Annotated in this window: 9 protein-coding genes; 5 read left to right on the top strand and 4 right to left on the bottom strand. The window is 54.5% G+C overall.

Annotated features, from left to right (window positions below; translation table 11 throughout):
* Window positions 1-112 precede the first annotated feature (112 nt).
* From ACN0XZ_RS02815 to ACN0XZ_RS02805, 3 genes are all read left to right on the top strand, one after another.
* The gene (locus ACN0XZ_RS02815) at window positions 113-2,710 is read left to right on the top strand and encodes a TonB-dependent receptor (protein ID WP_417456193.1); all 2,598 of its coding nucleotides are present in this window, start codon (window positions 113-115) and stop codon (window positions 2,708-2,710) included.
* 288 nt (window positions 2,711-2,998) lie between these two features.
* Entirely contained in the window at window positions 2,999-5,536 is a 2,538-nt protein-coding gene (locus ACN0XZ_RS02810; protein WP_417456192.1) for a TonB-dependent receptor, read from the top strand.
* A 152-nt stretch (window positions 5,537-5,688) separates the two neighbouring features.
* Window positions 5,689-7,134: an inorganic phosphate transporter gene (locus ACN0XZ_RS02805; RefSeq protein WP_417456191.1), complete on the top strand. Its 1,446-nt coding sequence runs from the start codon at window positions 5,689-5,691 to the stop codon at window positions 7,132-7,134.
* Window positions 7,135-7,183: 49 nt separating this feature from the next.
* Here the strand turns inward: ACN0XZ_RS02805 and ACN0XZ_RS02800 are convergent, their stop codons facing one another.
* The 4 genes from ACN0XZ_RS02800 to ACN0XZ_RS02785 all read right to left on the bottom strand — a co-directional run bounded on the left by ACN0XZ_RS02800 (window position 7,184) and on the right by ACN0XZ_RS02785 (window position 12,451).
* On the bottom strand, window positions 7,184-8,395 hold the full coding sequence (locus ACN0XZ_RS02800) for a Bcr/CflA family multidrug efflux MFS transporter (RefSeq protein ID WP_417456190.1): 1,212 nt from the start codon (window positions 8,393-8,395) through the stop codon (window positions 7,184-7,186).
* A 125-nt stretch (window positions 8,396-8,520) separates the two neighbouring features.
* On the bottom strand, window positions 8,521-9,279 hold the full coding sequence (locus tag ACN0XZ_RS02795) for an alpha/beta hydrolase (protein ID WP_417456189.1): 759 nt from the start codon (window positions 9,277-9,279) through the stop codon (window positions 8,521-8,523).
* Window positions 9,280-9,420: 141 nt separating this feature from the next.
* A complete protein-coding gene (polA, locus tag ACN0XZ_RS02790; protein WP_417456188.1) occupies window positions 9,421-12,195 on the bottom strand; it encodes a DNA polymerase I in 2,775 nt (924 codons plus the stop codon).
* A gap of 73 nt (window positions 12,196-12,268) precedes the next feature.
* Window positions 12,269-12,451 carry a zinc-finger domain-containing protein gene (locus ACN0XZ_RS02785; protein WP_417456187.1) on the bottom strand — a complete coding sequence of 61 codons (183 nt, stop codon included), beginning with the start codon at window positions 12,449-12,451 and terminating at the stop codon, window positions 12,269-12,271.
* A 148-nt stretch (window positions 12,452-12,599) separates the two neighbouring features.
* Between ACN0XZ_RS02785 and ACN0XZ_RS02780 the strand changes: the two genes are divergently transcribed.
* The gene (locus ACN0XZ_RS02780; protein WP_417456186.1) at window positions 12,600-13,556 is read left to right on the top strand and encodes an ABC transporter ATP-binding protein; all 957 of its coding nucleotides are present in this window, start codon (window positions 12,600-12,602) and stop codon (window positions 13,554-13,556) included.
* Window positions 13,553-15,181 (top strand): L-aspartate oxidase, encoded by a 1,629-nt coding sequence (nadB, locus tag ACN0XZ_RS02775; RefSeq protein ID WP_417456185.1) that lies wholly within the window; start codon window positions 13,553-13,555, stop codon window positions 15,179-15,181. The genes ACN0XZ_RS02780 and nadB overlap by 4 nt, the downstream gene beginning before the upstream one ends.
* Window positions 15,182-15,204: the final 23 nt, after the last annotated feature.

Here is a 15,204-nt window from a genome sequence, read left to right as displayed (position 1 = left end):
TGCCTTAAATTGGTATTGGGGCCTACTCCTGCCATCATGTTTGCCAGAGCATGCGGAGATTTGACCCAGTACCGGTTAAGGCGGGCTATGGGGAAAATCTGGGGAGATTACCATGAAGGTATACACACGGCGCGCGCTGCGGGCCCATTTGCTGCATTCGGTTGCTATCGGTGCGGTAGCACTTGGCATTTCAGGTCCTGTGCTTGCGCAGGAAAGTCAGGATAGTGACAGCGGTTTCACATTAGAGGAAATCATGGTCACGGCGCAAAAACGTGCCAAGACCCTACAGGACGTGCCTATCGCTGTTAGCGCTTATTCAGGCGAGACGCTTGAAAAATCCAACATTCGAGATGTTCGCGATTTGATGATGGCCGTGCCTGCCATGAACACCACCCAAGCCGCAGCATCGTTCCAGACCGTTGTTAACATTCGCGGCATTGGTACTTCAGGTTTTAACCCCGGTCTTGAGCCATCGGTCGGTATCTATGTTGACGGCATCTACCGGTCCCGCACCGGTGCGGCGATTGGTGATTTCCTGTCGGTTGAGCGGGTTGAGGTTTTGCGTGGGCCGCAATCTACGCTCTTTGGTAAAAATACCTCCGCCGGGGTGATCTCCTTTGTGACCAAGGCGCCAGAGTATGAGTTTGGCGGCAAGGCCGAGGTTACCTACGGAAACTATGACCAGATTATTCTCAAGGGTACAGTGACCGGTCCAATCGCAGAAGATAAAGCGGCTTTCAGGCTGTCGGCAAACGTTAACAAACGAGACGGTTTTATTGAGAATGTGAGTGATGGTCGCGATGTGAACGACAGAGACCGTTGGGCAGTGCGTGGGCAGCTGCTGTTAGAGCCATCAGACGCTGTCTCCTTCCGTTTGATTGGTGATTATTCTGAAATCAATGAAGCTTGCTGCGCGGCGCCGTTCATTGAACATGGTCCAACCATGGCGGCGGTCGCCGCTCTCGGTTTTGAGATTGTGCCGCCAGACCCTTATGAGCGAAAAACTGCCTTCAATGGCGAGATGCTGAACGCCATGAAAGACTTTGGAGTATCTGGCGAGCTTAAGTGGGACTTGGGATCGTCGGAACTTACATCCATCACCGCATATCGGGATTTTGAATCAGACGCCAATTTTGATGCTGATTTCACGCAGGCCGATTTGATTAAACGAAATGGCGAGTTCACAAAGGTTGATATCTTCACGCAGGAAATTCGTTTGGCGTCAACTGGCGACAACCGGGTTGACTGGCTTGTTGGTGGTTTTTACTCGAAGCAAAATCTGGATGCTACAGACAAGGTGCCATATGGTGCCGATAACCGTGACTTTTTCAGCATTCTCGCAGGGTCAAGTGCTTTTGTGCCGGGCGTGGATAACATCACCGGGCTTGAGCTAACCCTCTCCGCCCTTGCAGGTGGCGGGCTGTGGCCAGCGCCTGTACCGGTGGGCACCTATTTCGCCGAAGAAGGCGGCATGGTGCAGGAGAAGTTTGATACCACCTCCAGCAGCTGGGCGGCCTTTGGTCAGGTTGATGTTCATATCACCGACCAACTGACACTGACGGGCGGTCTGCGTTACACCAAGGAAAAGAAAGACGCCACCGGCGTTTTCAACATCAATGACCCGTTTGCTGAGTTGAATTTTACAGATGTGTTTGATGCAAATGGTGCCCCCGATCTGGGTAATGTTTATAACGCCATTTTCCTCGCACAGGTTCTGGGGGCAGGGGCTCCATTTCCGACCGCGATGGCGCTTCTGAACCAGACCATCTCGGACCCTAATTTCGTCAATCCGTTTGGTGGGTTTGCGGCGCTGCAGTTCTTCCCGCCACGGAATGACTTTGATCGTTCACGTTCAGAAGACAAACTGACCGGCAATGTGATTTTGGCCTACGACTGGAATGATGACCTGAACACATATTTCAGTTTGTCACGTGGTTATAAAGCTGGTGGTTTCGATACCTCCCGTGCGGCGGCGACCAATAGCGCGAGTGATACCAACACCTATGAGTTTGAGCCTGAAACGGTTGATGCGTGGGAGCTTGGCGCCAAAATCCGTTTCTGGGACAGGCGAGCGCAGGTGAATATCGCCGCCTATAGCCAGAAGGTGGATGACTTCCAAACCAACATTTTCACAGGGCTCGGGTTTGAGCTTAGAAATGCTGGCTCTATCCGTATCAAGGGGATCGAGGTCGATAGCCAGTTCGCGCTAACCGAGAATCTTAACTGGACGTTTGCTGCAGCCTATAGCGATGCGACATATACCTCGTTTGTGGGCGGTCCCTGCCGGGTGACAGACCCGCAACCTTCGTGTGACCCGACAAATGCGGCATATACCGGGGCGGCTGACCTTACCGGTGAACGCCTGACCGATGCCCCAAAATGGACGGTGACCTCAACCGCCACATACACCCAACCGATTGGCGATAATATGCTCGGTTTTATCCAGGGTGAGGCCTACTACCGGGGCAAACGCAACGTTGCGGGTGATGCTGATCCGTTTGGCAATATGCCGAGCACATTCCTTCTTAATGCCAGCATCGGCATCGAGGGGGGTGAAGATAATCGCTGGCGGCTTTCGGCCTGGGCCAAGAACATCACCAACGAGAATTATCTCCAGCTTATCTTTGATTCTGTGGCGCAATCGGGAAGTTACAATGGCTACCCCAATGATCCACGAACCTATGGCTTGACCCTGAGTCTCGATTTTTAAGCTTCGATACACGCAGGGTGAAAATTTTTTTGGGGTGGCTCCGGCCGCCCCATTTTTCTTGAGCAAGCAGTAGTGCCGAGAATTTCCGTTACGGAATCCTGACCTTAGAGCCAAGTTTAAAAAAAACGTCACAAAACTCGGTGTGTTTCACTGGTGACACCGGTGTCTCAATTGCGAAAAAGTGAGCGCCTCGCAGCTTGACGCGCACGTAAATCGAGAGGCAGTATTGCCACAAACCGGTGTAAGGAAGCCAGCAGGGCACCGGCGAAAGGTCCAAGGGAGGGAAGTATGAATTTCAAGTATGGACAAGGCACGTCTCGTTGCCGCACTCAACTTATGCTTTCAGTCGCCACCGGCGCGATGATGGTGTCGGGCGCTGCGTTTGCACAAGACAGCCAAGATAGCAGTTCAGGTTTTGAGCTTGAGGAGATTTTGGTCACCGCGCAGAAGCGGGAAGCCACCATCCTCGAAACACCAGTCGCGGTATCGGCGATCGGCGGTAGCACCATGTCACTTGCGCAAGCGCGTGACCTCACTGCGCTGCAAACGCTTGTACCAAGCTTGCAGATCGTGCAGCGCGCGTCCGCATCCAACACCAGTTTTTCAGTGCGCGGCATTGGCTCATCCACATTCAACTTCGGCCTAGAGCCTGCGGTTGGTGTGTTTGTGGACGGTGTTTACCGCTCAAGAAACGGTGCGTCGGTCAATGACTTTTTGGGTATTGAACGCATTGAAGTGCTGCGTGGGCCACAGTCTACGCTTTTTGGTAAAAACACCTCCGCGGGTGTGATCAACTATGTCACCAAGGCCCCGCACTACGATTTTGAACTTGAGGGCGAGCTAACCTATGGCAACTATGACGCCAAGGTTGGTAAGGCTGCGGTTAATATCCCGCTGCAAGAAGACAAACTTGCCATGCGCCTTGATGTGAACGTTAACAAGCGTGATGGTACCATCAACAACTCTGATGGCCGGAAGCTGAACGAACGTGACCGTTATGGCTTGCGCGGGCAGATCCTCTTTGAGCCATCCGACAGTACTTCTGTTCGTATTATCGCCGACTATAGCGACCTGAACGAGGAATGTTGCGCGGCGCCATTCTATCTTGTGGCAGCCGGTTCACAGCAAGCGCTCACGGTTCTCGGCTCAGAGATCAACGGTGCCCCTGCGGTGAAGGATCGTACCACCACCATCGATGGTGAAGTGGTTGTTGGTAACCTCGAATCCTACGGCGTCTCCGGTCAGATCGATATGGACTTTGAGAAGTTCACACTGACCTCGATCACTGCTTTCCGTGGCTACCGCGAGTTGCAGGATATTGATGCTGACTTCTCAGACCTTCAGCTTAACAAGCGCCGGGTTCTGGATCAGGACTATGATACCTTCACGCAGGAAATTCGCCTGACCTCAAACACAGATGGTCCGTTCGAATGGATGGCCGGTGTCTACTACTATAATCAGGACCTTTCTGCAGATAACCAAACCGTTCAAGGGCCAGGGCTTCGTCCATTCGCGGATATCCTGACCGGTGGTGCGATCAGCCAACTTGAAGCAGGCCTTGGGGCGCCTTCGGGATATTTCCTGGCGGACGGTTCCGGCCAGTTGCAGGGCCTCTTTAACCAGAAGAACGAAAGCTACAGCGCGTTTGTGCAGGTTGACTGGCACATGACAGACCAACTGACCCTCACCGGTGGCTTGCGCTATACGCATGACAAGAAGTCGATGGATTCGGATATCGTGATCGATGATCCGTTCGCGGCACTTGATTTCGTGCAGATTTTTGTTGGGCAGGCTGTACAGCAAGCCGTAGCACAAGCGGCGGCGAATGGCGTTCCGCCTGAAGTGATCCAGAGCACGGTGATCCCAACGGCAACAGCCCAAGCAAGTGCCGTTGCAACCAATCCTGACTATAACCCGCTTCTCGGTCTTACGGGGCTCCAGTTCTTCCCGCCAGCCGCGAACGTGAACGATAGCTTCTCGGATGATAACTTCTCCGGTAACGTGATCGCGAACTATCAGGTTAATGATGATCTGGCGGTTTATGCTAGCTATTCCCGCGGGTACAAGGCCGGTGGTTTTGCCCTGGATAGCGCGGCGGCCCGTGTGGGTGATTTCCAGTTCGACAAGGAAATCGCAACATCTTGGGAGGCTGGCCTGAAAGCTCGCCTTCTTGACAACCGCATGAGCCTTGATTTTGCGGTGTTCGACCAAAGTATTGACGGCTTCCAGGAAAACATCTTCACAGGCTCAAGCTTCGTGCCCGGCAACGTGGATGCGGCAGCGCAGGGTCTCGAGTTTGACGGTAAGTTCCAGGCGTCACCTGAACTCCTCCTGACCGGTGGTTTCACGTGGCTCTGGAAGGCGGAGTACAAGAACTTCCCGAACGGTCCTTGCCCGGCGCACGACACCACAGGCTGTGACTTTGTGGCTCCGGCAGGTGGCGGCATTCTTCGTCCGTTGCAGGATCTCTCAGGCTCACGTCTGTCCGAGACGCCGAAGTTCTCTGGTAACGCGACGGCTACCTATCGCCGCCCGATCAATGACGACCTTGAGATGTTTGTGCGTGGTGAGCTTTTCTATAACAGCAATGCACGCCTTTCTGTGGCGCAGGATGATCGCCAAAGCCAAGACAGCTATGCCCTGGTAGGTGCCAGCATGGGCGTTGGTGACATTGACGGTGCGTGGTCACTCCAGCTTTGGGCACGTAACCTCCTCAATGAGGCCTATGTGCTTGATACGTTCGATTCGACCATTCCAGGCGGTAGCCTCAATGCCTATATCGGTGACCCGCGCACCTATGGCCTGACCCTGCGTTTCCGTTACTAGAACACGCGATATAGTTAACGAAAAGGCGGCTTTGGCCGCCTTTTTTGTTTATCAGGCATTGTGTCTGACATTTTTATTACATTTTTGTGTCACGCTGTTATAAGGCCGAAAAGGGCGGTAGTTGGGGGCCGCAAATCGGGAAGGGCTGGTTTATGGAAAAGCATAAGGTCAACGTTGACTTGGAGAAGGTGCAGCAGTTCAGCGCTGGTGCTCGCGCGCAAGGGCGCCAGTTTGCCAACTTGGGCATGGCAACCGTATTTCTGGTTCTGGTACTGATCTATACCGCACTGACGCAAACCGGCAATCCAACCGGTATGTTCATCGTGGCCGCTGCTGTGATTGGCGCCTATATGGCAATGAACATCGGTGCGAATGACGTTGCCAACAACATCGGCCCTGCTGTTGGGTCAAAAGCCCTTACGATGATGGGCGCGCTTCTGATTGCCGCAGTGTTTGAGGCCGCGGGTGCGATTTTGGCTGGCGGTGATGTTGTTTCTACAATCCGCAAAGGCATCGTTGACCCAAGCGCCATGGCAGACCAGATGACCTTCATCTGGGCGATGATGGGGGCACTGCTCGCGGCCGCCTTGTGGCTTAACCTGGCTACATGGCTGGGTGCGCCAGTATCGACCACTCACTCCATTGTTGGCGGCGTTGTAGGTGCCGGTGTGGCTGCGGCTGGCATGGGTAGCGTGGACTGGGGCAAGATGGGCGCAATTGCTGCGAGCTGGGTGATCTCGCCGCTTCTCGGCGGCATTGTTGCGGCCTTGTTCCTGTTCCTGATCAAGCGTGTGATCCTCGCGAAAGACGATATGCTTGAGGCATCCCGGACGTGGGTGCCGGTTTTTGTCGGCATCATGGCGGGCGCCTTTTCCATGTATCTGGTGATGAAGGGCCTCAAGAAACTTTGGGTGCCTGGCGTCGGCATGCTGTGGCTTATCGGTTTCGGTAGCGCAGCACTTGTGTGGGCAGGCACCAAACCCCTGGTGGCCAAAGCGTCTTATGGTCTGGAGAACCGCCGCAAATCGGTTGCCAAGCTCTTCACCGTGCCGCTTATCTGTTCGGCGGCCCTTCTATCGTTCGCGCATGGTGCCAACGATGTTGCGAACGCCGTTGGGCCTCTTGCCGCGATTGTGAGCGCGGCGAGCAGTGCGGATATGGGTACCGGCAAGGTGGCGTTGCCGCTTTGGGTTATGGTCATCGGCGCGATTGGTATCTCAATCGGGCTTTTGCTCTATGGGCCGAAGCTTATCCGTACCGTGGGAGAGAAGATCACCAAACTTAACCAGATGCGCGCGTTTTGTGTGGCGCTCTCTGCGGCTATAACCGTGATTGCCGCAAGCTGGCTCGGCCTGCCTGTTTCTTCTACGCACATCGCTGTTGGTGGTGTGTTTGGGGTTGGTTTTTTGAGGGAATATCTGTCCACCAAGCCAAACAAGAAAGCCAAAACCACGTCAGAGAAGAAGAAGCGTGAACGCCGCCGGCTGGTGCGTCGCCGCGAGCTGCTGACAATTGTGGCTGCATGGGTGATCACAGTGCCTGCGTCGGCATTATTGTCTGCAGGGCTCTTTTATGTCTTCACGCATTTTGCCGACTAACGACACAAATTGATATGACAGTTAAGGGCGGCACTCAAGCCGCCCTTTTTTATGGCTGTTGCGCGGCGGGTGCCCCATCAGCTCGTTTTGGCCCCTTTGTCATTTGCGCAAACAGAAGTGCAATAACAGCCCCCACAAGCATGATCAGGCACATGGGCATTGGCGATGTTGCGTGAACAATGCCCACCGCGCCTGAAAAAATAAACGAGAGCGAAAACTGGAGCGCACCACCAAGGGCGGAGGCGGCCCCTGCACGCCTTCCTTCACCAGCTAGCGCTCCCGCCATACTGTTGGGAGAGATGACGCCAAGCGACGCCACAAAGACGAAAAGTGGCGCGAGGAAAAATGGCAGCGGCACGCCGATGATGCCACCAATCGCCAAGAGCGCGCCTGCGCCCACCAGCACCTTGAGGCCAGTATGGAAGATGGCGTGATAGCTATATCTTTTCAGAAGTGCCCGGTTGACTTGGCTCATAATGATGAAGCCTGCCGCGTTGGCACCAAAGATAAAGCCGAAATTCTCAGGTGCCACACCATAATATTCGATCAGTACAAATGCGGAGCCAGTGATATAGGCGAACATGGAAGAAAACGCAGCGCCGCCAGACATGGAATAGCCGACAAAATGGCGGTCACGCAGGATATCACGGTAAGTGCTGAAGGTGGCGCTGAGGCGTACCCCCGGGTTGGGTTTATGCGTTTCAGGGAGAAGGAACATCACCGCTATCAGATCGATAAAACTAACGGCCGCGATCAGATAGAAGATCATCTGCCATCCAAAATGCAGGCTGATCTGCGCGCCGAAGATGGGCGCGAGGATCGGGGCAACCCCCATCACGAGCATCAGGAGAGAGAAGAAGCGCGCCACATCTGTGGGCTCAAACATATCGCGCACAATCGCGCGGGAAACCACACCGCCCGCACACATGCCGAAGGCTTGCAGGAACCGAAGCGCGATCAGTCCCTCAATGGTGGGCACCATCGCGCACGCTACGGAACTCAGGGTAGAGATAGTAAGACCAAACAGAAGGGGCTTGCGGCGGCCGTACCGGTCCGCGAGCGGACCATAAACCAATTGGCCCAGTGCAACACCGATGAAATAGACAGTAAGCGAAAGCTCCACCTGCGACTGAGGTGTATCAAAGAATGCACCAATCGCACTGAAAGCGGGTAGATACATGTCAATGGCGAGCGGCATAAGCGCCACGACACTTCCCAAAAGAAGCGCCAAACCAAGCGTGTTTTCTCTGCGGAGTTGCATGAAAGCGTGCCTCGGATCATTGAGCGAGGCACAGCCATATGGTCATATGGGTGGCCCCGGGGGAGGTTAGCGTGGTGAGAACCACCCCGGTAACATGGGCCTAGATGGCGCTGCGTGCAAGGATGCTATGGGGTGCGGGCAAAAAAAGTGAGGAGAAGGTCATCCACGAGAGGTGCCCAGTTCTCCCAGCTATGGCCGAAGGGCACTTCCATATAGGTCATCTCATAGCCTTTGTTTTTCAGAACCTGATGGAACTTGCGGGCTGCTTTGGTGTTGTCCCGCTTGGTGCCGGTCGAGAAGAATATTCTGATCGGAAGCTTGTCTTGTTTGCGGTATAGATCCGAGAGCATCTTGAGGTGCTGGCTATTGGCCGGGGAGTGCATGCCAACGCCCGCGAAGGTGTCCGGGATCATGAGTCCGAAACAGGCGGCGTTCAACCCGCCAAATGACAGGCCCATTATCACTCTGTCTTCCCTCATTTTGCTAACCGGGAAGCTGTGCTCGATGGTGGGTACGAGCTCGTTCTGGTAAAACTGCGCATAGGCAGCGTTACACATGAACTCGTCGTTGCGGCGGTTGTTTTTGGGGTTTCCCGGTTCACCACTATCAACAAAAATGGCCATAACCGGGCGCATGCGTTCTGCTGCGATTTCCCGGTCCAGCACTTCAACCATCTTTCCGTCAGAGATATACCACTGACCGTCGGCAATATAGACCGTGGGCAGGTGATCGTTCGTTTTGGTGCCCTCAGGAATATAGACCCTGAACTGCAAGGTATAACCGAGCACTTTGCTCTCGATCAGTATATTGTCTGATAGCTTTCCAGCAGCGAGAGACGGAAAAGTAACCGACAAAAACAGAACAGCTGCTACCCAGTATTTCATCGCGATATCCCTTGCAGAACCAAGCGCAGTATGGACTGACGGTATAGCCGATGTCACCTGCCGGAGAGATCAGACGGTCATCACGCGCGGCAAAACGCGAAGAGGTATAGGCCTTTTCGGTCTATACCTGAGGCAAGAGTTCTAATGCGCTTCTTGCCAGTTCTGGCCCGTTCCGCAGTCCACCTCAAGCGGTACAGAGAGCGTGATAGCAGGCTCACACGCTTTTGCCATGGTCTCTTCAATCACAGGGATGGCTTTTTCAGCGAGACCTTCAGGCGCCTCAAAAACCAGTTCGTCGTGTACCTGAAGAAGCATCCGTACATCTTCAAGACCTGCCTCTTTGAGGGCATCCGGCATGCGTACCATGGCCCGGCGAATAATATCTGCGGCAGAGCCCTGGATGGGGGCGTTAATGGCAGCCCGTTCCCCAAAACCGCGCTTCATCGGGTTTTTGTCAGTGAGCGCCGTGATATGGCATTTGCGGCCAAACAGGGTTTCCACATAGCCATGCTCTTTCGCGAAGGCGATCGTGTCATCCATATATTTCCGGATGCCGGGGAAACGCTCAAAATAAGCATCAATATATCCCTGCGCGTCACCACGACTGATACCAAGCTGGCGTGCGAGACCAAACGCGGAGATGCCGTAGATGATGCCGAAGTTGATGGCTTTCGCCTGCCTGCGCACCATCGGATCCATGCCCTCAATGGGTACGCCAAATACCTCTGATGCCGTCATGGCGTGAATGTCAGTGCCGTCCGCAAACGCTTGTTTGAGGGCACTAATATCTGCGATGTGCGCAAGGATGCGCAGTTCAATCTGGCTATAGTCGGCTGCAAGCAGGATATTGCCCTTGTCTGCAATAAACGCGCGGCGGATTTTGCGGCCTTCTTCGGTACGGATCGGAATATTTTGCAGGTTTGGGTCGTTGGATGACAGCCGCCCTGTGGTGGTGGACGCCATGTGGAAGCTCGTGTGCACCCGGCCCGTGCGACTGCTGACCTGCTGCACGAGCGAATCCGTATAGGTGCTTTTAAGTTTGGAGAACTGCCGGTACTCCATCACCTTTTTGGGGATTTCGTGTCCTTCGGCGGCCAGTTTTTCGAGCACATCCACATTGGTTTGCCATGCGCCGGTTTTAGAGGACTTTTTCCCGCCCTTCAGGCCCTGCTCGTCAAACAGTATCTCCCCCAACTGTTTGGGTGAATTGACGTTAAAGGGCCTACCCGCGAGCTCCTGGATTTCCTTGTCCAGCCGTTCAATGCCCACACCAAACTCGTTGGAGAGTTTGTTGAGGACGCTAACGTCAACCTTGATACCCTCACGCTCCATGGCTGACAGAACACTGACCAGAGGACGCTCCAGCGTTTCATAAACGGTGGTGACTTTCTCCTCCGCGAGCCGAGGCTTGAGGATGCGCCAGAGGCGTCCTGTAATGTCGGCATCCTCCGCCGCGTAATGGGTGGCTTTATCAAGCGGGACCTGATCAAATGTGATCTGGTTTTTGCCGGTACCGGCAACCTCTTTGAAGCTTACAGGGGTGATATCCAGGTGGATGCCGGAAAGCTCGTCCATCCCGTGCCCATGTTTGCCCGCGTCCAGCGCGTATGACATCAGCATGGTATCGTCGATCGGTGAAAGCTGAATGCCTTCACGAGCGAGGATCGACATATCGTATTTGAGGTTCTGCCCGATCTTGAGCACGCTTGGGTCTTCAAACATGGGTTTGAGGGCTTTAATCACCACAGCTTTTTCAAGCTGGTTTGGTTTTTCAGCCAGCAGATCACCTCCGGCCTGTGAGTGCGCAACGGGAATATAACAGGCTTTGCCGGGTTCAACAGAAAGGGAGATGCCAACAAGATCGGCCATCGCCGGATTGAGCGACGTTGTTTCTGTGTCCACTGCGACGGCACCGGTTTGCTCTGCCAGCTTGATCCAGCGCTCCAGTGCGGCGATGTCGTTCACACACTCATAGTCTGTTTCTGTAACGGAGACCGCGTCGCTCACCGGGTCTGTGCCCACATCAACACCATAGTGATGCACAACCTTGACCTTGAGGGAGCGGAAATTCTGCTGGTCAAGGAAAGCCATCAGGGGCTCAGGCGCCGGGTCCTCGAGCGTCATATGGTCAAGCTCAAACTCAACAGGGGCGTCTTTCGCAAGGCTCACAAGCTGGCGGCTGATACGGGCCATCTCTGCAAACTCGATCAGGTTTTCTCGGCGCTTGGTTTGTTTGATCTCATGCGCGCGTTCAAGTAGCGTATCGAGGTCGCCATATTCCTGAATAAGCTGTGCGGCGGTTTTGATGCCGATACCCGGTACACCCGGTACGTTGTCGACACTGTCGCCCGCGAGAGACTGCACGTCCACAACCCGGTCAGGTGTTACGCCAAACTTTTCCAGCACACCGTCATATCCAACGCGCTTGTTTTTCATGCTGTCAAACATGGTGGTGCCGTCGTCAACCAACTGCATCAGGTCTTTGTCTGAACTGACGATGGTAACGTTCCAGCCTTTCGCGCGTGCCTGGTGGGTATAGGTGGCGATCAGGTCATCGGCTTCATAACCTTCCATCTCAATTGCGGGTACGCCAAAGGCAACCGCAGCATCCTTGATGATGGAAAACTGCGGCACAAGGTCTTCGGGTGCGGGCGGGCGGTGAGCTTTATATTCCTTGTAGATATCGTTGCGGAAGTTTTTGCGGGCTGCATCAAAGATCACCGCCAGATGGGTGGGCTTCTCATTATCGTTTAGGTCCTGCAGCAGTTTAAAGAGCATGTTCGAGAAGCCATACACCGCGTTCACGGGTGTGCCGTCTGCCCGGTTCATGGGCGGCAAAGCGTGGTAGGCGCGGAAAATGAAAGCAGAGCCATCAATCAGGTAAAGATGTGGCGCTTTGCTGTCGGCATCTGACATGTGCTATTCCTAAGTTGAAGCAGGCCTCGCCCAAAATTTCCTTGGGCAAAAGATTAGAAAAAAGGCAGCGCAATCACTTAGATGTGTCTGACGGGCCGCCTTGCAAAATGTAAAGTCGGTCACAATATGGGCATTCTACTTTGCCGTCGTGATCCATTGTAAGATAAACGCGTGGGTGGCCGAGGGCACCTTCATCGCCGTCGCAGGCAATTTTTTTGGTGTCGACAATTTTGGTTTCAGGAGCTTCTACCGTCATCGGGCTTCTCTTTATTGTAAATTGAACTCGTGCAGTTTGAATTTAGCTTTATATAACCAAGCGACAGCGGGCGAACAAGCACTGCGGTAACAGTGTGGACGCTTTGATGATAAAATAAACGTTAGCATTTCAGGATTGGGTTGGAACATTGTCGAAAAATGCCATCGAAATCAGGGGACTGAAGAAGATATACAAGGGCCGTGGGGGCGCGGAAGACAAACTCGCGCTCAAGGGTATTGACCTTGATATCCCGCAGGGGTCGATGTTTGGGCTTCTGGGGCCAAATGGTGCGGGCAAATCCACCACCATCAATATTCTTGCGGGCCTCGTGAATAAAACCGAAGGCAGTGCCAGCATTTGGGGTTTCGATGTAGATGACAACCCGCGCAACGCGCGTGCCAATATCGGTATTGTGCCGCAAGAGCTGTTGTTTGACGCGTTTTTTACGCCGCGGGAGATGCTTGAGGTGCAGGCTGGCATGTATGGGGTGAAGCCGCATGAGCGCCGCACGGAAGAGCTCCTTAAAGCTGTTCACCTGTTCGATAAGGCTGATGCTTATTCGCGCACACTTTCAGGCGGTATGAAGCGCCGGCTGCTGGTTGCGAAAGCAATGGTGCATAACCCGCCTATCCTTATTCTTGATGAGCCGACAGCCGGTGTGGATATCGAGCTCAGGCAACAGCTATGGGATTATGTGCGCGAGCTACATAGGCGGGGCACCACTATTGTGCTGACCACTCACTATCTTGAAGAAGCGGAAGAGCTTTGCGACACCATCGCCATTATCAACCACGGCGAGGTGGTGGCGTGTGAGCCAACCAAACAGCTTCTGAAGCGCATTGACGAGAAAGAAGTGATCATTGAGGTGGCAGAGGCGCTGGATGTTGTGCCGGATACGCTCGCCGCTTTCACGGCGGAGGTGCGGGAGACCAACAAGCTCGCTGTCCAGCTCTCGCAGGCGACCGGCAATGTCGGGCAGGTGCTCAGAGCCGTACAGGACGCAGGGCTCACCATCAATGATATCTCGACAAATGAGACAGATCTGGAGGATATATTCCTGCAGCTCACGAGCGATAAAGCAAAACAAAAGGACGCGGCTGAATGAGGCGCACCTATGATGTGGTGATTGTTGGAACGGGTGCCGCAGGCTTGACCGCAGCGCTCAAGCTCGCGCCGCATATGCGGGTTGCGGTGCTTTCCAAAGGCGAGATGGCGGGCGGCTCCACCCGCTGGGCGCAGGGCGGCATTGCTGCTGTGCTAGAAGCCACAGACACGGTGCAATCTCACATCGATGATACCCTTGTTGCGGGTGCGGGTCTTTGCTCCGAAGAGGCGGTCCGCTTTGTGGTGGAGCGTGGGCGTGACGCCATTGAAAGTCTCATCAGCTTAGGGGTTGAGTTTGACCGGGTGAACCAGGCCCATGAGGACGGGTATGACTATCACCTGACCCGAGAGGGCGGGCATAGTCACCGCCGCATTATCCACGCAGCAGACGCGACCGGGAAGGCCGTGCAGAACACGCTGAACGACCGTGTTCTCGAGGAGCCGAACATTGATGTGTTCGAGCATCATATGGCGATCGACGTTATCACCAATAGGCATCTGAAAAGCCCAGCATCCTACGATGATCAGGCGCATGGGGTTTATGTGTTGAACCTTGAAAAAGGCCGGGTGGAAACTTTCACCGCGCGCGCCACCATCATCGCCACAGGTGGCGCCAGCCGGGTGTATCTCTATAGCTCAAACCCTGACGCTTCCACTGGCGATGGTATTGCCATGGCTTGGCGGGCCGGGTGCCGGGTCAGTAACCTTGAGTTCAACCAGTTCCACCCCACCTGTCTTTATCACCCGGATGCAAAAACCTTCCTGATCACGGAAGCCATGCGTGGTGAAGGCGCGGTGCTCAGGGGCCGGGATGGTGAGCGTTTCATGCCTGAGTATGACGAGCGGGCAGAGCTTGCGCCGCGGGACATCGTCGCCCGTGCCATTGACGCCGAAATGAAACGTAAGGGTCAGGACTGTGTGTGGCTTGATATCACCCACAAGGATGCGGACTTTATCATTTCGCACTTCCCCAACATCTATCGGCATTGTCTCTCGCTCGGTATCGACATCACGAAAGACATGATCCCCGTTGTGCCGGCGGCTCACTATACCTGTGGCGGTATTCATGTGGATATGCATGCCCGCACGGACCTTGAGCGGCTCTATGCTATTGGCGAGTGCGCGCATACCGGCCTGCACGGTGCGAACCGGATGGCGTCGAACAGCCTACTTGAATGTCTGGTGCTCGGCAATTCGGCAGCGGACGATATTCTCGAGAATATTGGTGGTTTGCCTTCGGCCACCATCGTACGGGATTGGGACGAAAGCCAGGTCACTGATAGTGACGAGGAGGTCGTGGTTACCCACAACTGGAAAGAGCTTCGTCGTTTCATGTGGGACTATGTGGGCATTGTGCGTACAGACAAGCGTCTCGCGCGTGCCAAGCGCAGAGTAGATCTGCTGGCCGCCGAAATTCACGAATATTACGGCAATTTCCGGGTGACGGCGGACCTGCTGGAGCTCAGGAACCTGGTGACGGTCGCGGATCTGATTGTGCGGTCTGCGCAACTGCGGAAAGAATCCCGTGGCCTTCATTACACGGCAGACTATCCGGCGTTGATGAAAGAACCACGTGATACCACGCTGATCCCCTTTGGGCGGGCTGTTTCTGACCGGGTTGCCTGATAGCACCCAGCGTGAGGTGAAGA

The sequence above is a fragment of the Kordiimonas sp. genome (genome assembly GCF_048264555.1).
Lineage (GTDB): Bacteria > Pseudomonadota > Alphaproteobacteria > Sphingomonadales > Kordiimonadaceae > Kordiimonas.
Note: the sequence above shows the minus strand (reverse complement) of the source record. Positions and strands in the feature narration are given on the sequence as shown.